Origin of the sequence: Roseimaritima sediminicola, from assembly GCF_009618275.1 — a bacterium.
Lineage (GTDB): Bacteria > Planctomycetota > Planctomycetia > Pirellulales > Pirellulaceae > Roseimaritima > Roseimaritima sediminicola.
Genome location: NZ_WIAD01000056.1, coordinates 17,338 through 38,630, shown reverse-complemented (window position 1 = coordinate 38,630; position 21,293 = coordinate 17,338). Strand labels below are relative to the sequence as shown.

Sequence of the window (21,293 nt, the reverse complement as noted above, 5' to 3'; positions counted from 1 at the left end):
ACTCGGCGCTGCAGTTCGCAGCTCGGCCAGCACGCCTGTCGCGCGATCCGCGAACGGCTCAATGCCGGGCGGACCTCGCCGGCCGGCTCGCCGATGGCGGCCGGCAGGGACGCCTAGCAGGCGCGAGGCGATTGCGAGACGCGGCAGACAATCGGTCGACAATCGGTCGACAATCGGTCGACAATCGGTCGACATTCAGGCGACCTGGCTAGCGTTGTGCGCAAAGAGCATGCTTTGACGGCTGCCGAGCAACCGTAGCGGTGCGAAACTGCAACACCACGACGGCTGAGCTTCGGGGCGATGGGCCGGCGTTGGTGTTTCGGGATTCCGGGATCGGCTTTCAGCGTGTGATCGCTCACTCTGCGGTATGTAAGCACTGTCCCCAAATGCCGGTTGTGGTCTCTGTCCCCGGTTGTCAGTCTCTGTCCCCGGTTGTCATTGCCTGTCCCCGGTCATTGGTCATAGTCTTGTGGTCTCTGTCCCCGGTCATATGGTTGGCTCTCGGTGTTAATGGCCGAGCACGAAGATTAGTTTTTGATCTCCCGTGACGCCGTAAGCGTCCGTGAAAATCGACTTGCACAAATCCGCTACCTCCTCGATTGCCCTATCAATTGGGTAGGATAAATGACGGGTTTCGAACTCGGTTCCCTCCTCAGTTACGCGGTCCTCGATCGGTTCCTTTGCTCGTTCGGAAAAGAAAGCCACGACCGGTGCGATCTGCTCTTTCTTTGTCAACGAAAAGTCCATCGTGCAACCTTCTGCAGAACTTGAAACACCGACAGCGGTGTATTCGTCTTCGGCAAGTGAGATGACGAGGTAGGCGTGCGGCGATTCCGATTGCATGACACGCTCGACGTACGGCTCGATTTTCTCGAAACCACCAACGTTCTGATGCTGCGTCTGACGTGGGAGCAAGAACCAAAGGCCGATCACAAACGCCGCCGCCCCAAAGAGCAACAATATAGAAGGCCAATTTGTCGTGGCAACTTCCAACCGCCACCGGTTGTTGAACTCGATGTAACTTTGGGACGACGCTAAGAGGCCGTCGCCGACCTGAAAGTCAGGATTCTTTCTCAGATGCCGGGCCATTGCCATGTTACTGCCGATGTTGAGCACGGCCAACAGAATGGTGGGGACCATACCGAGGACCGCCAGCGTCCAAATCGTGACCTTTAACATGTTCATCATCAAAGCTTTCGCAGGAAGAAACGCTTTCAAACGCGGCCTCGGGTGCGGCCGTGACACCACAGGGCGATGAGTTGGGCGTGCAGGACCTGGACACTGGTTTGTTGGCCGATGTTGATGCGGTTCATCGTCAGGCGTCGCTCACGGCTCCCGCTGGCTAGCGCAGGGATGTGATTGATGCCGCGTCGTACGGTGAAGGCTAATTCGAAGCCTTCCTCTCGCATCATCCGCACCAACGCCGCATTGTGCTGGCCGCCGGGATATGCAAACACGGGTAACACCTGGCCGATTTCTCGCTGTAGATCCGCCTGGGAACCTGATACTTCGCGGCGAGCCTCTTCCAAATCAACTCGAGTCAACAACGGGTGTGTCTGCGTATGTGCCGCCAGCGTAACGCCCTCCTGAGCCAATTGCCTTAGGGTTTGCCAGGAGAGAACGTTGTGCGGTGGCAACGGGGCCGCCTGTTCCGCCGCCATCTGGTCGAGCAACCGCAGGGCAGCGTCGTGCGGCATCGCCTTGATCCAGTCACTTAGGCTTCGATAAGCAAGCTTTCGCTGGCGGTCGGAGGTAAGGTCAAATCGGCCGGCTTCGCACTGCAACCTGTCCCGGCCGCCATGCCACAGCATCGCATACAACCGATCCCACCAAAAATGGCGGTCGGGTCGATCCGGATACGCTGTGGGAACGAACAAGGTTGCCGGCAAGCCGCGACGTTTCAACTCCGGCCACGCGTGTCGTGCAAAGTCGCAACAGGCATCGTCGAAGGTAATCAACACGCAGCGTGCGGGCAGCATCGCCCGGCCGGCACACGCCTCCAAAACCTCCTGCATCGAAACGACCTGCGCGATCTGAGTCAGTAAATCCAGCTGTTGCCCGAACCGTTCGGGCGACGCGCTGATCAGACCCGGATACAGACGCGACCGGGCCTCTGGTTCGTCGACGCGATGATACGTCAACACCGCCAAATCTCCGGCGCGTCCCAGACGCGCTTGATCCAGCGTGCGTAGCACCGAACCTGCTAACGACGTATTAGCAGCACGCAGGGCCGTACGGCGAAGCGTTTTCAGCATGACCGCCTCAAGCTTTATGAACGGGTGAATTGGCCGCGGACGTTACCGGCGTGGGCGGAGACAGTTTTGCGGCGGCATCATCGTGGCTGGACGTTTTCTTTCCCGCCCGCGGAAGCATGTTTGTCAACAAGCGCACGCCGGGCAGAGGGTCGCGAAGGGAAAGAATGTCGAACCGATAGTGTGGCTTGAAGAGATCCGCCATGACGCTCAAAACCGCCCACCGCGGAGGCAACTGAGCCAGCGGATGGACATCCGAACGCCGCAGCACGCGAATCATCCAGCTGAGCTCCTTTTGAAGGCTCTGCACATGCAGCCCCCGTCGATACTCCGTATCCGGCGCAGCCGCCTCGTCCGGCGGCCCTTCCAATAACAACCGACACAGCCGCGTTGGAAAATCCATCCCTGCAGCAATCGCGACCGGTAGGGAGCCCCAAATCCGACCGTTGATTTCCATCAGCCGCGACTGCTGGGCACTATTCAGCTTGAATTCCACCATCGCTAAGCCTGTCCATTTCAAGCGGGCGATCAATCGCTGGGTCTGCTCGTACAGATCCGGATGAACGTCCTCGCTGCGGCGAAGCGAACTGGCGCCCCCGCTGAGCGGCACTTCGCGGAGGCGACGATGCTGGAAGGCGCACAAGACACGACCCTCGTGCGCCAACACCTCCACGCCCACGCCATCGCCCTGAAAATACTCCTGCAATAAAACGTCGCAGCGTCCCGCGTACTGCCGCATCTGTTCACGTAGTTGCCGTGGGTCACGAGCATAACTAACGCTCCAGAACTCTACTGCGTGATCTTCGGCCAGGGTATGCGAAGAGACGGGTTTTAGAACCACCGGCCATCCCAGGCCGTCGGCACACTGCACCGCTTCCTCGGCACAGCTCACCCGCCGGGTCCGCGGAACGGGCACGTCCAAGGCCTCGGCCAAACGAAACGTTTCTGCTTTGTTGCGAACCGTAGCCATCGCCTCCCGCGGCGCCCACGGCACGCAGCATCGGTCTTCAAACTGATCGCGTGCCGACTCCAGCGGCAACAGCGCTCGTTCTGTCACGGGAATGATAATGTCGATGCGGTGACGATCGACCGCGTCCAAGACGTCCCGGACAAACCGATCGGGATCCTCCATCGGACAGGCATAGACCACCCGCTCTGAGACGTATCGCGAAGCCATCCCTGGTGCATGCGGAGAAGCGTCCGCGGCGTAGACACGGTAACCACCGCGTGCCAACGCGCGAATCGTCGCCACGGCCGCGCCGCGACAGGCATCGGTTACCAACACTCGAACTGCAGAGGTTTCGGTCATCGCGGAGGACCACCCTGGGCTTCGTAAAATCGCAGGATCCGTTGACTAACATCCTGAACCACCGCATCCACATCTCGGCTGGCGTCGACCACTTCGAAGTGTTTCACCAGGTCCTGCATCTGCAGGTAGTCCCCGCGCCGCTGTTCCAGCAGTTCCACGGTGCCCTCACCTTTGCGAGCGAACAGCACTTCGGCCGGCGCATCGAGAAAAATAATCACATCGGGCCGGGGGTAGAGATGATTCAGTACGAAACCGTGAATCCGCTGGGTCAACGAACGCGTGGCTTCGCCAGCGATATCGTAAGCGTAATAGTCGGGAAAGAAATGGCGGTCGAAAATCACCACGTGGCGGCGCCGCAGATGATGCCAGGCGACCATCTGGCGATACCACTCTTCGGCCAAACGGTTACTGAGCGACAAGGACGACTTGACGGACTTGAGGATCCGGCGCGGCAGCGGCTTGTGGGCGTTCTCGACCGCCCGGCTCTTCTCGCGGGGTCCTCCGGCATCACGTTGCCTGCCAAGCGCACGACGCAGTTTCTGCGCCAAGCGCGTCGTGGGCAACAGGTGCGTGCTGGCCTGTGGATTCACGCCCATGTACAGGTACTGGGCGGGAATCGGCAATTGTTCGCGTAGCCGCCTGCCCACGGTGGTCTTTCCCGAACCGTCGGGCCCGATCAAAGCGACTGTAAACATGGTGTCCGCATTGTGGAGTTAAGGGTCCTGTATAAATCGGTCAAACCCACCGTAACCGGACGGTCGACGGCGTAAAGTTGCTTTCCGACCAGCATCTGGCGAATCAAACGGTCGCGTTTTCGGTTCCAACACTCGCGCCACGCGTCGGCCCTCGGATGATCGTAGCTCCAGCGACGATACTGAGCATCCAAGTCCGTCAGGTCCTCATCCTGAAGCGCCACGAGGCGAGCGTGTGCGGCGTCCAGCTCCACAGGCTTCACGTCGATCGCCGAACTGTCGTGAACTCCGGCAAAATACACGGTCTGCAGAGGAGCGGACCGCGAACCGGACGGTGTTGCCAACCAGGACGAAGCCGGTTTGTCGATATAGCAGCGTCGCTGGGCACCGGCGGCCGCTTTGGTCAGCGTGCGACGCAGTCGCTGTGGCTGCGGAAGCCAATCCGCCGAACGGCGAAGCACTCCGGCCATAAGACGCGTCTTCCAAAGTCGCCATTGATCCTGCCGCCGAACATTCACCACTTCGCCTGCCCCCTGCCGAAGGTGCCACGACCGCAGGCGCAACGTTTCAGGGACGCCGTATATCCGCGAGCTAGCCGGGCAGACATAGGCCCACTCCGCCGCCAAGTACTCTGCACCATGCAGTAGGTGAGCCAATAGCATCCCGGTCTTGCCGCCACCGGACCAACCACATGCCAGCATCCCGCCCGACGGACAGGTCCAAGCCGACGCGTGCAGGGGCAGCAGATCGGCATAGACCATCTTGACGTTCACCATCGAGCGGAGCAGCGGCAACCGGCGCTGACCGGTCGGCACCGTCATTCGAAACGGCTGCTCGCAACAGTCATCGGGAAGGTGAACGTCGATTCCGTGCGTATTGTCGGCAAAGCGGACCTCGATATCGGTGGGTTCGAGCACGTCGGTGGGTGACGCGCCGGTCGCGTTCATCACGGTTTGCACGTCGCGTCGCGAGGCATCCTCCAGCACGATTCGCACGCGGTCGTGAAGAGCTAGTCCTATCGGTGTCATCGCCTGGCCATCTTCAAGGAAGGGTCCGTGGTCGGCGTCTCGGCCGAAGCATACCCCCAGCGACGCGACAGTTTCATTCCCAAGATCGCATCCAAACGTGCGACCTCGGGGCGAAAGCGGCGCCGGAGTTCGGCCAGGGTTTCCGGACGCAGCCGAGCCCGATCCTCCTCTCGGACTTTGCGGTACAGCAGATTGCGGATCACCCGCGAGCGTTTGACGCGGCCGCGAAGCTTTTTCATGCCCAGTTGTTTGCAGGTCAACGACAAGCGTTTGCTGAAGCGGGCGAGATGTTTGCTGCGAGGCACACAGGCGGGCATCACTTTCTGCTGCAGCCGCGCATCCCACGGCATCGGCGGGACTCCCAACGCGTCGTAAACGGCAGCAGCATAGTCGGCCGGCGATTCCTTGAGGTCGTCAAAGCACGTGATGTGCAGTTGCTGGCGTGAAAACCGTTCCAAATAAGCCGGCAGGTACTGGGAGTAAAAACCTTCCTGAAGGATCTCCGGAGTATCCTCCATCCGCTCTTCAAACGTTCCGTCCCACTTGCCGTTGCGAACGCCGTCGAGATACATGGAAATCGCCCGGTCGATCGGCTCGCGCAGGCAAACCATCAACCGAATCTCCGGGTTCATCTCGGCGATTCGCTCGCAGGCCACCGGCGAATACAGATACGAATGCGAAATCTCGCCGACGATCGTCTGCTGGTCGGCTTCGACAAAGTGTTCTTGGTACCACTGCCAGCCGTTTTCGAAGTGACTATCAAAGAAGTACAGTCCTTTGACCGGGGTCATATAGACGTCGGGATGGCGCGACAACAGGTCAAACAGCCAGGTCGAACCTGCCTTGCTGGTCCCGATGTAGATAAAGTTGGGTTTTCGAAGCATGAGTAATTCGATCTTTCGGTCTGGCCAGATCACGTTCCGAGAACGGTGCTCGTTCTGCAGCCATGCCTAGGGTTGGGCCGTCTCCGTTCGTTCTAGCAATTGATTCAGATACTGCTGGAACCCTCGCTGCCACAATCTGCGGCGCAGCTGTTTGGCGATCCGCTTGGCTCCACGGTGTTCCCGATGACGGTAGACAATCGCTGCCCAGTGTTCCAGGACCAATTGCACAGAAAACAAGTTAATGGCTGCGACCGGGACGCTGCGGTCACCGAAGTAACCGCGAACCAATGCATCCTCGAACCGTTTCAGCCGTTTCGGAGCGTACAGGACTCCGGCACTGATCAGCTGTGGCCCCGAGGCGTGTATGCACATCAGCATCTTGGCGACGTCTTCGTAGATCGGCGCCTCGAACCGCCCCAGCGTGTCGAACAAGGAAACCCGATTCGCCGCATCCACGAAGATGTTGCGTGGCGCAAAATCGCCGTGCACCTGTCCGGTGGGAATCGTTTCCGGAAGGCAGCCCCGGGCCAGCTCGATGACGCGTTGCTGCAAGCGCCGCAAGTCGCTGCCAGGGAGATGTTCATCCAAATAGCTGACGAAGCGATCGATGGCCGCGAGAAAATCGTCGCGCGTCGTGTTGCGGGTTTCACAGTGAGGCAGAGCAGGAAGCCGATGGTGAGTTCGCAACAAGGCTCCGGTGCGACCGAAGACCGTCTCTAAGTCACAAGCCAATCGCGGCGAACTGAGTCGGTGGGCAGCGTACAGCTTCTTTCGCAAGCTGGGTTGATCGACCCACCGCATCACCAGGGCATGCTGTGGCGGCAGCAAATCGAACACCCGAACCACACCGAACCGCTCGTCCGGCCCGGCGTCCAAAGCCGTTTGCACACGCCGCAGCGCCTCATATTCTTTGACGGCCTTGCTCTCGGGATCCACCCGGCCGAACAAACGCGGCCGATCGACGAAAGCCGCGTCTCGACACCGTTCTTGATACTGGACATCCGCATGCCCCACGGGCACCTTGACCAGGATCTCCGGCGAATCATCCCGCCCAGACAGATTAAACAGGTACAGTTGGCAGAAGCGCCGCCGGATGGTTTTAACAAGCACGCACTGGCGAGGGTTCACGTCCAAGCCGACAAAGGAATCGATCCGTTGCCGCAATTGTTCGATGAGGTCGTCCACCGTCAGAGGTGGGCCATGGTCGAGACTTGCACTCATGGTCGCACCTGATCAACGGGAAGCGTCGGTTCGGAAAGTTCTTCTGAGCTGCCGTTCTCGGTCGCCAAAAACCAGGGTGGCAGCACTCGAGCGAGTTCCGGAAAGTGTTCGCGAATCTGCAAGGTCTGCAGACAGGCAAACCAAACCCCCAGCGTCGCCGCAAGAATCAATCCAGCGATGCCCCAAACAGCAGGCGTCATGGTCACTTGGATAATCAATAACACCACAGCGACACCGATCACAGCAGCATGCACGCGGATGATGGCCGCCTCGGGTCGTTCCAGTTGTCCAGCGCGAAACAGCACCATCTGGTACGCCAAATTCTGAACCGCCAACACGGCGCAGACAACCGCCGCGCCGCCGACGGGTCCAAAACGAGGAACCAACAACACGTTCAGAACCAACGCCAACAGCGCCGACAACAGATCGATCTTGGTGATCATGCCCACTCGGTCGTAGACGCGTAAAGTCAGTGCGTTGAACCCGAACGACGCGTTCACATACAACGCCAACGCGACAAGCGCCAGAATCGGTCCCGAACTGGCGTACTCCGCTCCGAACAGCAAGACCACCGTGGGCGTCGCGAACGAAAACGTCACCAGCAGTACCGGCAGCGTCAACAACGCAATCCACGCCGTACTGGTCCAGTACAGTCGACTGATACCCGCGTGTTCGTCCCGCGCAAACATGCGTGAAGCGTGCGGCACATACATCAATCGAAAACTATCGAACACGGCCTGATTCAACCGGGCCACCGGCAACACAGCACGAAACGCCGCCACCCCACTGATCCCGTGCGTGACCTCTAACAGCACGACCACCAAACTGGTCCGCAACCCGAACGCCACGTCGGTACTCAGCAGCGGCAAACCGAACCGAAACAAGCGTCCCGCCGGATAGCGCGCCGGATCGCCGCGCAGCGAATCCCACAGCTGTCTTTCACGCAGTAGTCGCCACAGCAAATGTCCTGAGATCAGGACGCCCAAGGCGGTAGCGGCAACGTACGCCGCGGCCAGGAACACGGCGTTGCCGCCCGCGACGATCAACGAAACCACGGCGGCCAGCCGCAAAACCGGAGTGATGAGGTAGCGTCGGAAGAACAGCGAACGTACGCGGCCGAAACTGGCCATCACCTTTTCCAGCACATTCTCCAGTGCCTGCAGCGGTGCGAGGGCCACGATCATCAACAGCACCGACAGGGCCAGCGGATCCTGGACCACCCTGGTCGCCAGCAGGTTGCGTCCCACCAAAGTCGCACCGACAAACAGGACGCCCGTCGTCAGGATCGTGGCCAGGGCAACGACCAGCGTGCCTTTGACACGGCCGTAATCCTGTTGCTCGTGATAGATGGGCACAAAGCGATTGATGGCTTTCTCGGTGCCCAGCGGCACGAAACGAGCCGCCAGCATGGCGACGCTGTAACCGTACGCGAATGCACCGTACCCTTCCTTCGACAGGTACCGAACGATCAGTACCTGGACAACAAAATTCATCGACAGCGCAAGCACTCGCCCGCACAGCAGCAAACTGGAGCCGCGAACGTGGCTGCGAGCGGCATGCTGCGACGGAGCTTCGCTCATGCGGTGCCCCCGGGTTCGATGGCCGCCGAATCGATGGCCGCCGAATCATTTGCCGTTGCCCGCGTTCCTTGCCCCGGACCGGTCGGCGCCGAGCGATCCTCCCGCAGCGCCTGCTCACGCGCGGCGATCAATGGAATGCTGCACGCGATCGCCATGATGATCCAGAAGAAGCGAATGAACGAGAAGTGCAAAAACAGGCCGGTTACGAGATATGCCAGGAGGGCCATCGCCACGCCGGCGGCCAGCGTCGCCAGCTGGGGATCTTCGTCGCGGTAACGCCGCCACACGCGGTGCAGGTCTCGTAGCGTCACGGCGATCATGCCCAGGAAAAGCGTCAAGCCCAGCAAACCGTACTCGGCGCTCAGGTGCAGGTACAGACAATGGGCGGCACGGTCTTCGTCATGGGCACGAAACCCGCCCACCTTGGCGTACTCGCGGTTGTACAGCGGAAAGTTCCCCGGTCCCACGCCCAGGATCGGGTAGTCCGCAGTGACCCGCAACGCCGCCAGCATCGACGTGGCTCGGCCGGTGATCGCCCCGTCCAACTTTTGAGTTTGCGCTCCGGTATCGCCGCGGAGGTAACCCACCAAGGTTCCCAGCGAATCCATCCGGCTGGCGATCTGTGGAAACGCCAACAGCAACAACAACGAAGCGACCGCCAACATTCCCAGATGACGGGTACGGATGTATCCGGTGAACCGCATCAACAGAATCAAAATTCCGAACGCCACGGCGGCACCGCGTGAAAACGTCAGCATACAGCCGGCAGAGATCAGCACGGCCGCCAGCACGTATCCCAGTTTTCGCCACGGACCTACCACGCCGCCAATCGGCAAGACGGCCAAGGGGACCAGCATCAACATGTTCTGTGCATAGCGGTTCTGTTCGCCCAGGGGGCCGGCCGAACGCCGCTGGCGATGATGTTCCCCGGTCGCGAATCCTTTGCCTTCGAAAGGCACCTGTGCGAAACCGCCGTAATCGTTTCGATGCGTATGGGTGAGCTGCTGGACCAACGACAGTCCGCCCATCAACGATCCGGCCAACAACAGCGCCAACACCACCTGCCGAAGACATTGTCGATCCCGGATCAGATTCGCAAAGATCAAGAACAATCCCAGACCTTCGATCAGGTGTTCTTTCAAGATCCCGATGGCCAAGCCTGGATAGCGAGCCATCATCGCGCTGACCACCTCCACGGCCAGCAACGCCATTGCCCACCACCAGGCACGAGGAAAGACGAGGGGTTTGCGCCGCACGAACAACTGATAGGCCAACAGCGTTCCCAACGCCGCAGGCGGTCCCACCAGGGCGGCCACCCGCGGCAAGCCGTGAAACTTGAACGCCACGACCGGTGCATTGGTGAACAGCAGGAACGCCACAAACGCGACCACCAACTGAGGGTTTCGCACCGCGAAGAACGCCGCCGGAATCGCGGCCAAGACACCCCATACCAGCCAACCGTACGGATAGCCCATCGCGACCAATACCCCGAACGTCAACAGTCCGCTGGCCACCAAGACCAGCAGCGGCACGACGGAGGTGCGGTGAAGAGGGTAGGCGAGTGGGTTGGACATGGTCAGTTCAGCAGGAGCGAGATCAACACCGATGCAGTCGGTTCACACGGGAGCGGTTTCGACGCTGCGTTTTGGTTCCCAACGATCGATTCGATGGCCGCGCAGGATATTAATAAATGCGACCAACGCGGCCGCATTGACCAGACAGAAATACGCCGGCAAGGCGAACGCTTTGTGTCGTCCCAGCGAGTGCTTGCGCATCAGCCATCCCACGGCCGCCATGCCATAAAACAGGCTCTGCAGCCCAAACAACGCGGCGTAGGGCCAGCCTTGAAAGACCAACGCACCGCTGAGCCCATAGATGGCCACCAGTGGCAGGACCATCAAGCGGCGCAAGACCTTATGCGAAAATAATTGCAACGAGTAGAAACCGTATCGCAGCGGGTTCAATAATTGCCGCACCAGGACCACGCCGCGCAGCCCACGTGTCATAACCCGCACTTTGCGACCAAACTCAACGCCGCTGGACGCCGCCGCCGGCTCGTAGGCAGCCGCCGCGGCCGCAAACACCAAGCGGTATCCTTGGGCGATCACTCGGGTGCTGGTAATAAAATCGTCGGTTACCCCATCGGGCACCTGGCAGAACAAACTGCGGCGAATCGCGTAGATCGCTCCGGTCGCAGAGATCACATGTCCGGCCTCGCTCTGCCAGCGTTTCATCTGGCGGTCGAAGTTCCAGTAGGTGTGTTCGCCCTGGTCGCTGCCGGCGGCTTGGGTCGTCTTGCGATAGCGTTGGTCGCCGGCCACGCCGCCTACGGTCGGATCCGCCAGGGGTGCGACCAGTTGCCGAATCGCGTCGGGAGCGTACATGCTGTTGGCATCCGAAAAAACCAACACGTCGCCTTTGGCTTTGGCAACCGCCGCGTTGAGCGCGCCGGCTTTTCCCAGCCGCGGCAGTGCCAACAACTGGATACCATGTGAAGCGTACTGCCCGACAATCTCATTGGTTTGGTCGTCCGAACCGTCCGAGGCCACCAACACCTGCAAGCGGTCGCGCGGATAATCCAACTGCAAAACATTCTGCAGCTTGGCTTCGATACTGTCTTGTTCGTTATGCGCCGCGACGATCAAGGTAACTTGGGGCGTGATCGGCGCGACCTTGATCGGCCGCCGCAGCAGCCGCCCGCGCAGCACCACCAGCAGCGGAAACCCCACATAGGTGTAAAGGATCGTCAGCACGGCGAAGAACAATAGCAGCTTGACCAATAGCATCAATCCGGGTCACCGTTAAGGGTCGCAGGGGACGGTTCCGCGGAAGGAATTCCGGCCGCGTCGTGAAACATATCGATCAGTTTGGCCGCGTTCGCATCGACCGAGAAAGCCGTCTCAATCCGCTGCCGAGCGGCCGTTCCCAGACGAAGCCGCAGAGCGTCATCGGCGGCCAAACGCTGCAGCGTTTCCGTCAGAGCGTCCACATCCTTGGGCTCGCACAGGCATCCCACGCGGTCGCTGTTGATCAGTTCGGGAATTCCCGACAACCGGCTGGCCACCACAGCCAATCCGCATGCCATACCTTCCATCAACACAACCGGGATGCCCTCGCGGCGACCGTCGCTGCTGGGCACGCTGGGCGCGACCAACACGTCGGCCGCCCGCAACCGCTGCAGCAAAGAAGCGCGAGACTGGACGCCAAGAAAACGCACGCAGTCCACCAAGCCCAGCTCCGCAGCCAAACGCTCGAGCATATCGCGATCCGCACCGTCACCGATCAAATCCAGCCGACAGGCGAGTCCGCGTAGTCGCAGCCCCGCCACAGCACGCAGCAGGTACGCTTGACCTTTAACCTCGTGCAAGGTGCCCACACAAACGATCTGCAGCGGTTCGTTCGATTCGCGTCGACGCTCCGCTGGAGAAAAGTGATGCAGATCGACGCCACAGTGAAGGACCCGCACTTTTTCAGCGTCCGCCGGATCACAGTGTTCGAGGATCACGCGTCGGTTGTACTCGGAGATCGTGACCACGAACGCGGCGCCGCGAACCTTGGTGCCCAGCATGTGTTGATGGCGATGAAGGTCCGAGCCATGAGCGGTGAAGCTGTAGGGGATGCCGGTCAAGCGATGGATGACGTAGGCGGCCGCGGCGGGATGGTTGGCAAAATGCGCGTGCACGTGCTGGACGCCGTCACGCTGCATTTGGCGAGCGAAGAAGACGGTTTTTGGAAAAGCCGCCAAGCCGCCGAATAAATAGTTGCGATTGCCCCAGGTGCCGCGGATCAGCCCCGCCAACGCGCCGAAGTACCGTCGTGGGTGCCGCAGCATCGAGAGCATGTTGGCCCACACGATGGCGGTGCTGAGGAAACCGTGGTAATGAGCGCGGGCCACATAGGGGCGAGCCTCCTCGTGCATCAGGGCGGGCCGAGCCGGAGCCCGACGGTGCTCGCGCCACTTGCGCCACAGCCCCGCCCCGGCCACCTCCTGGCCACTGACGGCTTTGCCCAACAGTGGATACACCTCGACCGCAACCTTCTGTTTCTCGACCGCGAGGATCTCAAACAAGACGAACGTCTCGGTCAGCTTGGGAAAGCGCGACATCACATAGGCCACTGTGCGCACCGGTGGCGCAGGCGGCTGGGCACGGGCCGACGTGTTGCTGGCCGACGTGTTGCTGGCCGAGTCGGCGCGGGACGAGTCGGCGCGGGACGAGTCGGCGCGGGACGAGGGCGTTGCGGCGGAGAGCGTCGAAGCCGGGTTCATCGGGCAACCGTGGGAGCATAGGCACCACGCGGGCGGCCGGAAGCGGAACCAGTTCGGAGCTGCGCGGTGTGGTCCTGGTCGTCGCCCTCAGCCCGATCGTCTGGAGCATCCCGGGCGGCCTCTTGGGCTGCAAGCGGCGACGAGTTTTCGGCAGAGCGAAGCACGTCCTCGACATCCGCTTCGGCTCGCTCGATCAGACCGATCGCGGTGATTTCGTCTTCGGGAAACATCGAGATACCGACCCGCAGATCGATGCCGATTTCGGCGTGCATCTGCGTTCGCAACTGGGCCGCCATCGCGAGTCCTTCTTCGCGACTCAGCTCCGGCAACAGTGCGATCAAGCGGTCGTCGGACTGGGTCAGAATATCGTATTGACGCAGTTGCTCGCTGACACAGCGAGCCACGCGGGCGGACACGTACTGCTCCAGCAGAGCTTCCTTGAAATCGTTGCTGAACCGATCCAGGGTATCGCTGGCCGCCTGGTCGACTGGCTGGAGTGTCAAGACGGCGATGGGTCGATCGTACTGACGCGCCCGGCGCACCTCGCGCACAATCTCGCTCTGCACTTCCGCCAGTGGCCGGCAATCCATCACATGACTAAAGATGGCGGTCGCCGCGGCACTGCGATACTCCTCCAATCCGCGCGCCAGGTGTCCGCTCAGCCACAGCGTGATCCACACGGCCACGGTCTCGGTCACCGCCAAACTGAAGGCGGCCCCATCGAGCCGGTACCCGAACGCACTGCGGAGGACGACCACCGCCACGAGCGCTACGGGAAGAAACAATGCGGGCGGCATGCGGTACAACCGCGGCACCGCCAACAGAACCATCCCGCATGCCGGTGCCAGCAGGTAGACGAACGAAGCGAGGTTGATCGGTTCGAATAGTCGTTCGATGTTGTAGAAAACGAAAAACCATCCAAACAGCATCAGAATGGAAAGCTGAAGTCGTTTCATGGCGCCGCCCGAACTCGTGGTGGTGGTCTGGTTTAGTACGCACCGCGTTTGCTGACGATCGCGGTGACGGTCCGCAGCAGAATCGACAGGTCGTACAGCAGCGATTGATTCTCGATGTATTCAATATCCAGCCGGGCGCGGTCGTCGAAGTCGACATCGCTGCGGCCGCTGATCTGCCACAGTCCGGTCACGCCCGGAGTCACTTCCAGACGTTCGGTGTGCCACAACTGGTAGGTCTCGGCGGCAAACGAAGTCGGCCGTGGTCCCACCAACGACATGTCTCCCTTCAGCACGTTGATCAGTTGCGGTAATTCGTCCAGGCTGCTGCGCCGCAGGAAGCGCCCCACACGGGTCACGCGCGGATCATCGCTGATCTTGAAATCGGGCCAAGTTAATTCGTTCAGATGCGCCAGTTCGTGCTTCATTTGTTCCGCGTTCGGAACCATCGTGCGGAACTTGAACATCCGAAAGCGACGTCCGCCGACGCCGGTGCGGTCCTGAAAAAAGAACACCGGCCGGCCGGTCTCGATCAGGATGGCCACCGCGCACAGGCCCAGCAGCGGAAGTACCAACGGGGCGGCCAACACGATCAACAGGACATCCAGACCTCGCTTGATCCGGCGGGACGGCCGGCGAATCGGCGGCGGATTGCGGCCGGGGATCACTCGGAACATGACGCCGGACTCCGCTCTTCGGAGGCCGGGGCGACGTCTTCACGTCTCCGCAACGGTATCAACGTCAGCATCGAACTGCCCAACATGCCAATCATTAGTCCGCCTCCTAGTACCAACTTGTCATTCGGCCAGGCTGGTTTGAGGGCCGGTTCGGCCGCGTCCAAAACCGTGACCCGCAGATCCGCTCCGCCTTCGGTGGTGACCTGGTTGTTCAGCCGCAACTGCGTCAATTGGCTGAGGATCGCGTTGTGCAGCGTCTGCACCTCCTCGATCCGCGACAGCATCTGCTGTTGCTCCAGCCGATCGGCGTCCAACTGCTTGGCCTGGGCCAATTCCTGTTCGTACAGCGTTTTTAAATGGTCCTCCTGCAACGACGCCGCCCTCAGCTCGCGCTCGAGCGTCATCGGGGCTTGATCGACCAGACTTTTTAAACGTTGTTTCCAATCGGCGATCTGGTTCTCGATGGCCTGCAGGTCCGGGTGCTTGCCGCGATACTTGCGAACCAGCTGCTGACGCCGAACTTCGGCTTGAAATAATTCTTGCTGGATCGCCGCCGGGTCCTGCAAGCCGCGGAGGTCGATCTCGCTGAGCATTTGCAGGGCGCCCAACGACTCGCTGGCGTCGTCGTCGACGTCGTCGATTTCGCGGCGAGCCGAGACCAACGCCGTGGCCCCCTGTCCAGCGATTTCCGCAGCAGCGGCTTCCTCCACGGCGGCTTCCTCCACGGCTGAGGGCGGACGCCGCGCGACGTGCACCTCGGCCGGTTCTTGTTGCAGCGCCGTCAAGCGGTTCTCCAGCACGATTCGGCGGCTGCGGATCTGGGCGTAGGACGTGGCCAATTCGTCCAGCAAAGTCTGTTGAACGGGGGGGCCGGTCTGGGGATCTCCCACCAAGTCGCTTTCTTGACGCAGCGTGCGGTAATCCGTCTCCAAACGGTCCAGTTCCGCCCGCAGCTCGCGCTCGGTCTCGGTCAGCGTCGTCAGGGCTTCAACCTGCCCACCTTGGTTCAAATCGAACAGCAGCGACTCGTAGCAAGCAAACAGATGCTCGACCAGTCGCTGGCCTTCCAACGCATCGGGCCACCGCAGCGACACGTTCAGAATGCGGGTGCCGACCACGCGTTTAACCGTCAACTGGTCGGTCAACTCGGCAATCATCAGCGGTTTGAGCAACGGATCGGCCGACCGCTCGGGCGGCAGGTCCGCCGTTTCGAGGTACGCTTCGACCGCCAACCTCGACAGTCGCTGGCTGGCCAAAATCTCCGAATGCGTCGCGATCAGTTCGGCATCGGGCCGCCCGTCCTGATGATTGGCCGCCCGCAACCCATGGGCTCCGGGCTGCAGCAGCAGATTGGCTTCGATCGCGTACTGCCGAGCCGCATTCTGGAGATAAACCCAACTGGCTGCCGCACAGACCCCCACAATGGCCAGGGCCCACAGCTTGCGACGCCACAGGCGATACAGCAATTCCCCCGGGGTGACTTCCGCGTAATCCAGAGAAGCGTCTCGATGGTGCGTCACTGGAGGAATCCTCGGGTATTACAGCAAAACGACTCGACCTAGTTGGCAACTCCACCCGTTCAGGGCAAGCGACCTAGCTCAAAAAGACGCTTAAGATTTCGTTAAAGCTCCCGCATATTAGCTCACTTTTAGGATTAGGCAAGCAATTTCAGCAAGAAACTGAGGGTGCCGCAGAAACACCAGAATGTGTACACAACTCACCTTGCGTACAGACAGCGACCCCCAACGGCATTTAAACCGCCAGTAAAACCGACACGGAGGGACCTTGTGCCGCCGTTAGATCCGGATCAACCCCTACCACCGCATTAACGGCATCCCACCGCACACGACCGGGCAAACCCGAAACGGCTCGGTCGAGCGGGATAGAAATGCTAGCACGTCGGCATGAATCTTTCGGTGAAACCTCGCGACAACACCCTCCCGCGCAGCGGGAGGGTAAAGCCGAATGAAATGTTGCGACGTGCTTAGTGGCCTGCGGCCGGTCGACGGGTCCGTCTCCCAGCCGCTCGCCTTGGACCGGTTTGCTAGCGAAGTCTATTTACCGACGGCGTAGCACAGCACGGTGTCGCCTTCGCGAAGATACAGTTTGCCGTCGAGCACGACTGGATGGGCCCAACTGGGGTTTTGGCCGCTGCCGGGCACTTTGAAACTGCCTTGTTCTTCATAGCCTTCGGGCGTGGCTTTGACCAACGCCACGACGCCGTTACTGAAGCGATAGTAGAGGTGTCCATCGGCTGCGGTGACGCTGGCGGAGTTACGTCCCGAGCCGCGCGACTTCCACTCCACTTCGCCGGTCATCAATTCCGCACAGAAGGGCGTGCCGCGGTCTTCGGTGTCGCCATAGAGATAATCGCCGACCAGAACCACGCCGCCGTGCTTGTTACCGAGGCTGGGATTGGGCGGATAGATTTCCTCCACGCTGACCTTGCCATTGCCATCGGGAACCTGGCGCAGCAGGGCTCCGCCGGTACCGTAACCGGCCGTGGCAAAGACCAGATCGTCGCGGACGATCGGCGTCGGGATCACCGCGGTGGTGCGTTGGATGTCGTAGGTCCACAGCAGTTTGCCGTCCTCGGCGCGGACGCCCATCGGACCGCTGCCGGTGGTCTGGACGTAGACTTTCGTCCCGCCGACATCGGCGATCACGATCGAAGCGTGTCCGGCGCCGCGATCCTCTTCGCGGGCGGTGGTCCAGATGGTTTCGCCACTGCGTTTATTCAAGGCCACCATCGTGCTCTCGGTGCCGCCGGGCGTGCAGATCAAACGGTCGCCATCGATCGTGACCGATTCACTGTACCCCCAGCTGTCGGCTTTCTTGCCGCCGAAATCCTCTTTCACGTCTCGCTGCCAGACCTCTTGGCCTTCGGTGGTCAAGCAAAACAGTTTGCCGTGGGGCGTGAGCACGTACAGGTGGTCGCCATCGACCGTGGGCGTGCTGCGCGAACCCTGCCACGTGGGTTTGCCGCTGTTCCAGGGCTCGCCGGTCTTGGTCGCCCAGAGCTGCTTGCCGGTGGCCTGATCAAAGCAGACCACGTATTCGTCCTCGTTGTCGTTGGTCGAGAGCCCGTCGCCCAGGGTGTAAATCTTGCCATCGGCGATCGCCAAACTGGCATAGCCACGGCCGGCCCCGGCACTCTTCCACAGCAGTTCCGGTCCGTCTTCAGGCCAACTGCTCAGCAGTCCATCGGCCGGCGAAACGCCGCTGCGATCCGGTCCTCGAAAGGTTGGCCAATCTGCCGCCGACACGGTGACGAGGGTTGCCGCACAAAACAAACCGGCGACAACCAGACGGGTTAATCCATTACGAACACGCATGCGCATCACTCTTTGCGTTAGAAGGAAGGGTCGAACAGGTGGGAAAAAGAGGGTTCCGCCACAGCATACCAAACCGATACCGGTGGCGCACCGGGGGCCTATGGGAGACCCGCCCCATGGCGGGCGGCGGCGTCCGGGCGAACCTGCCCGGCGATGCTCTGTCTATGATACCGCCCTGCGCCGGTCGACGGCCGATAGGCGATCGCCTGCTTCGCGGAAAAAGAAAACGCGTCGCTCGTGGCGGAAGCAAAGACGCGGCGAACTTCAGCCGTCTTTGACCAACCGGCTGATCGCTTTGAAGTGCGGATCGGTGGACGTCCGGCACCATTCAAACAGACACGCTTCGGTGGTGGTCAAGCCGATGCCCTCGTCGCGCATCCGCTGCAGGGCCACCTCGTGATCGAGCGTGCCGCGCGAGGAAACGGCGTCGACCACGACCAGAACGTCCAGGCCCAACGCCAACAGATCCAAGGCCGACTGCAGGACGCAGACATGGGTCTCGATCCCGCACAGCACGATCTGCCGCTTTCGGCTCTCGCGCAGTCGCGCGACCAGCGGTTCACTGCCGGCGGCGCTGAAGGCGCGTTTGGGATAAGCGTCGGGCAAGGCATCGCCCAGCTCGCGCACGGTGCCGCCGAGTCGCTCGGGATACTGTTCGGTCACCGCCACTTCCACCGCCAACAGCGACGCCGCCTGCAGCAGTCGCGCCGCGTTGTGCTGGACCCGCTGCGGCTGGGCGACGACCGGCAACAGACGCTCCTGCACGTCGACGATCAACAGCAGGCTGTCACCGCAATCCAACACCCGCCGACTACCGATGCGGGGCAGGGCCTCGGTCGTTTCCGCATCCCCCGGCCGGGACGCGTCACCTGAGCTGGGATTCATCGCATCGGACCTATTCGCTGGGTTTGCTGGCAGCCGCTTTGGTGTCGGTTTTAGCGGACTTGTTGTCGCCGCCTTTGCCGTCCGACTTCGACTGGGCCTGCTTGTCGCTGCTGGCCGCCTTCTTGTAGGACTCGCTGCGATAGTCCGTCTGATAGAAACCGCTGCCTTTGAACATGATCGCACCGCCGGTGCCGAACAAACGCCGCAGCTTGTTCTTCTTGCACTCCGGGCACTTCTTCTTTACCGACTCGTTGATTCCCTGGAACAATTCGAACTCGTGTCCGCAGGCATCACATTCGTAATCATAAGTGGGCATTAGGGCATCTCGATAACACTAGGAGTTAGCAGGTCCGGTACTGACGATAACCTGACTGGGCCGAACGACGCGCTCGTGCAATTGGTATCCGGTTTGAACTTCCATCGCGACGACGCCGGCGGCGTATTGGTCACTGGGCGTCTGCTGGATGGCCTCGTGATAGTTGGGATCAAAGACCTCACCGACGGCGGGGATGGGCCGGCAGTGATGTTTGGCAAGGCTGTCGTCCAACTGTTTGGCGACCATCGCCACCCCCTCGCGCAGGCTCTGATTATCGCCGGCGGCGTCGAGCGCTCGCTGGAGGTTGTCGCGGACTTCGAGGATGTCTTGGATCAGCGGAATCGCGGCATAGCGGAGCTGCGTTTCGTAGTCGGCTTTGATCCGTTTGCGGAAGTTTTCCTTTTCCGCTTCGGCCTGCAGCACGCGTTTATCGGCTTCGGCCAATTGCTGTTTCAGCGACTCCACGGTGGGTTCGCTCTGTCCGGCGGTTTCCTCGGATTGTTCGCCAGGGCGTCCACCCTGCGGATTGTCCTGGGGGTTTTCGGTCGCCGCCGCGGCGCCGGGGTTCGGTTCCACCTGCTCGGTCGTTTGCGGGCCAGCGGTTTGCGGGTCCACAGCTTGAGGGTCAGCGGTTTGCGAGCCAGCGGCTCGTTGGGCCGACTCGTCCTGCGGTTGATTCATGTCTTTTTGGGCCATCTTCTTGCACTACGATTCGTGAGAGGGAGAGGATTCGGGATCAAAAAAATCTCGCAACTTCGACATAAAGGATTTTCTTTGCGGCAGCACCGACTCGTGCTCCAAATCCGCCAGTTCACGCAGTAGCTGTTCCTGCCTTTCGTTCAATTTTTTGGGGACTTCGATAACCGTCTGCACCCGCAGGTCGCCGCGGCGTCCGCCGCGTGGATCCGGCATGCCCTGGCCGCGGATCGTAAACACGTCGCCACTGTGCGTACCGGGTTCGACCCGGAACTGGAGGGGTCCATCGAGCGTGGGTACTTCGATCTCGGCTCCCAATGCGGCCTGACTATAGGAGATCGGCAATTGCAGGATCAGGTCGCGGCCATCGCGATGAAACAGGCTGTGCGGCTGGACGGTGATGAACAGGTAGCAGTCGCCCGGGGGCCCGCCGTCGGGGCTGGCTTCGCCTTCACCGGGTACGCGCACCCGCATCCCGTCGTCCACCCCGGCCGGGATGTCGACGCTTTTCTGGACGCGTTCGCTTTGCAGGCCTTGTCCGCCGCAGTCGCTGCACGGGGTGCTGATGATCTGTCCCGCACCGTGGCAGCGCGGGCAGGCGGTTTGCACGCGGAGGATTCCGGCCGACTGGATGACTTGGCCCTGCCCGCCACAGGTCGTACAGATTTCCGGTTTGCTGCCGGCAGCGGCACCATCGCCTCCGCAGGTTTCGCACTGAATGCGGCGGCTGAACGAAACCTCTTTGGACACACCGCGAGCGGCTTCCTCGAGCGTGAGCGTGACGTCGCAGCGAACATCGGCACCGGGACGCACGCGGCGGCGGCGGCCACCACCTCGTCCTCGGGACCCGAACAGGTCGCCAAAGGCGCCTCCGCCGAACAGATCGCCAAAGGCGTCGAAGATATCTTCGACATCGTTGAACTGGGGTCCGGCACTGCCTTGCACTCCGGCGTGTCCGTAGCGGTCATAGCGTGCCCGTTTCTCCGGATCGCTCAACACCTCGTAGGCTTCGCTGGCTTCCTTGAACTTTTCTACGGCGTCCTCGTCCTCCCGATTGCTGTCGGGATGGTAGCGGATCGCCAATTTGCGATACGCCCGATCGATCACCGCCTTGTCGGCGTTGCGTTCGACTTCGAGAACTTCGTAGTAACAGCGTTGTTCGGCCATCATTCAGGATTTCCTAACCACCGTGCGTAGG

The 21,293-nt window shown here is 61.1% G+C and carries 19 protein-coding genes; all 19 read right to left on the bottom strand.

Annotation, left to right across the window (positions count from 1 at the left end):
• Positions 1-507: 507 nt before the first annotated feature.
• The 19 genes from GE027_RS19545 to dnaJ all read right to left on the bottom strand — a co-directional run bounded on the left by GE027_RS19545 (position 508) and on the right by dnaJ (position 21,262).
• On the bottom strand, positions 508-1,179 hold the full coding sequence (locus GE027_RS19545; RefSeq protein ID WP_153558910.1) for a hypothetical protein: 672 nt from the start codon (positions 1,177-1,179) through the stop codon (positions 508-510).
• A 35-nt stretch (positions 1,180-1,214) separates the two neighbouring features.
• Positions 1,215-2,195 carry a polysaccharide deacetylase family protein gene (locus GE027_RS19540; protein ID WP_162006831.1) on the bottom strand — a complete coding sequence of 327 codons (981 nt, stop codon included), beginning with the start codon at positions 2,193-2,195 and terminating at the stop codon, positions 1,215-1,217.
• A 67-nt stretch (positions 2,196-2,262) separates the two neighbouring features.
• On the bottom strand, positions 2,263-3,561 hold the full coding sequence (locus tag GE027_RS19535; RefSeq protein WP_153558908.1) for a carboxylate--amine ligase: 1,299 nt from the start codon (positions 3,559-3,561) through the stop codon (positions 2,263-2,265).
• Positions 3,558-4,256 (bottom strand): AAA family ATPase, encoded by a 699-nt coding sequence (locus GE027_RS19530; RefSeq protein WP_153558907.1) that lies wholly within the window; start codon positions 4,254-4,256, stop codon positions 3,558-3,560. Before GE027_RS19530 ends, GE027_RS19535 begins: the two co-directional genes overlap by 4 nt.
• On the bottom strand, positions 4,238-5,281 hold the full coding sequence (locus GE027_RS19525) for a hypothetical protein (RefSeq protein ID WP_153558906.1): 1,044 nt from the start codon (positions 5,279-5,281) through the stop codon (positions 4,238-4,240). The genes GE027_RS19530 and GE027_RS19525 overlap by 19 nt, the downstream gene beginning before the upstream one ends.
• Positions 5,278-6,165: a sulfotransferase domain-containing protein gene (locus GE027_RS19520; RefSeq protein ID WP_153558905.1), complete on the bottom strand. Its 888-nt coding sequence runs from the start codon at positions 6,163-6,165 to the stop codon at positions 5,278-5,280. Before GE027_RS19520 ends, GE027_RS19525 begins: the two co-directional genes overlap by 4 nt.
• A 66-nt stretch (positions 6,166-6,231) precedes the next feature.
• Positions 6,232-7,386 (bottom strand): phosphotransferase, encoded by a 1,155-nt coding sequence (locus tag GE027_RS19515; protein ID WP_153558904.1) that lies wholly within the window; start codon positions 7,384-7,386, stop codon positions 6,232-6,234.
• Entirely contained in the window at positions 7,383-8,966 is a 1,584-nt protein-coding gene (locus tag GE027_RS19510; RefSeq protein WP_153558903.1) for a lipopolysaccharide biosynthesis protein, read from the bottom strand. The genes GE027_RS19515 and GE027_RS19510 overlap by 4 nt, the downstream gene beginning before the upstream one ends.
• Positions 8,963-10,540: an O-antigen ligase family protein gene (locus tag GE027_RS19505; protein WP_153558902.1), complete on the bottom strand. Its 1,578-nt coding sequence runs from the start codon at positions 10,538-10,540 to the stop codon at positions 8,963-8,965. Before GE027_RS19505 ends, GE027_RS19510 begins: the two co-directional genes overlap by 4 nt.
• A gap of 42 nt (positions 10,541-10,582) precedes the next feature.
• Positions 10,583-11,752, bottom strand: coding sequence for a glycosyltransferase family 2 protein (locus tag GE027_RS19500; RefSeq protein ID WP_153558901.1), 1,170 nt, complete (start codon positions 11,750-11,752; stop codon positions 10,583-10,585).
• Complete coding sequence (locus GE027_RS19495) at positions 11,752-13,233, bottom strand: glycosyltransferase family 4 protein (protein WP_153558900.1); 1,482 nt, start codon at positions 13,231-13,233, stop codon at positions 11,752-11,754. The genes GE027_RS19500 and GE027_RS19495 overlap by 1 nt, the downstream gene beginning before the upstream one ends.
• Entirely contained in the window at positions 13,230-14,189 is a 960-nt protein-coding gene (locus tag GE027_RS19490) for a nucleotidyl cyclase domain-containing protein (RefSeq protein ID WP_153558899.1), read from the bottom strand. The genes GE027_RS19495 and GE027_RS19490 overlap by 4 nt, the downstream gene beginning before the upstream one ends.
• Positions 14,190-14,221: 32 nt before the next feature.
• Positions 14,222-14,863: a sugar transferase gene (locus GE027_RS19485; protein WP_153558898.1), complete on the bottom strand. Its 642-nt coding sequence runs from the start codon at positions 14,861-14,863 to the stop codon at positions 14,222-14,224.
• Positions 14,851-16,383 carry a GumC family protein gene (locus GE027_RS19480; RefSeq protein ID WP_162006830.1) on the bottom strand — a complete coding sequence of 511 codons (1,533 nt, stop codon included), beginning with the start codon at positions 16,381-16,383 and terminating at the stop codon, positions 14,851-14,853. Before GE027_RS19480 ends, GE027_RS19485 begins: the two co-directional genes overlap by 13 nt.
• 534 nt (positions 16,384-16,917) lie before the next feature.
• Positions 16,918-18,198, bottom strand: coding sequence for a PQQ-binding-like beta-propeller repeat protein (locus GE027_RS19475; protein WP_237607671.1), 1,281 nt, complete (start codon positions 18,196-18,198; stop codon positions 16,918-16,920).
• 264 nt (positions 18,199-18,462) lie between these two features.
• Complete coding sequence (locus GE027_RS19470) at positions 18,463-19,083, bottom strand: isochorismatase family protein (protein ID WP_202617477.1); 621 nt, start codon at positions 19,081-19,083, stop codon at positions 18,463-18,465.
• A gap of 10 nt (positions 19,084-19,093) precedes the next feature.
• A complete protein-coding gene (locus GE027_RS19465; protein ID WP_153558895.1) occupies positions 19,094-19,399 on the bottom strand; it encodes an FmdB family zinc ribbon protein in 306 nt (101 codons plus the stop codon).
• An 18-nt stretch (positions 19,400-19,417) separates the two neighbouring features.
• Positions 19,418-19,975, bottom strand: a complete 558-nt coding sequence (gene grpE, locus GE027_RS19460) for a nucleotide exchange factor GrpE (RefSeq protein WP_390621611.1) — start codon at positions 19,973-19,975, stop codon at positions 19,418-19,420.
• Between the two features lie 129 nt (positions 19,976-20,104).
• Positions 20,105-21,262 (bottom strand): molecular chaperone DnaJ, encoded by a 1,158-nt coding sequence (dnaJ, locus tag GE027_RS19455; protein WP_153558911.1) that lies wholly within the window; start codon positions 21,260-21,262, stop codon positions 20,105-20,107.
• Positions 21,263-21,293: the final 31 nt, after the last annotated feature.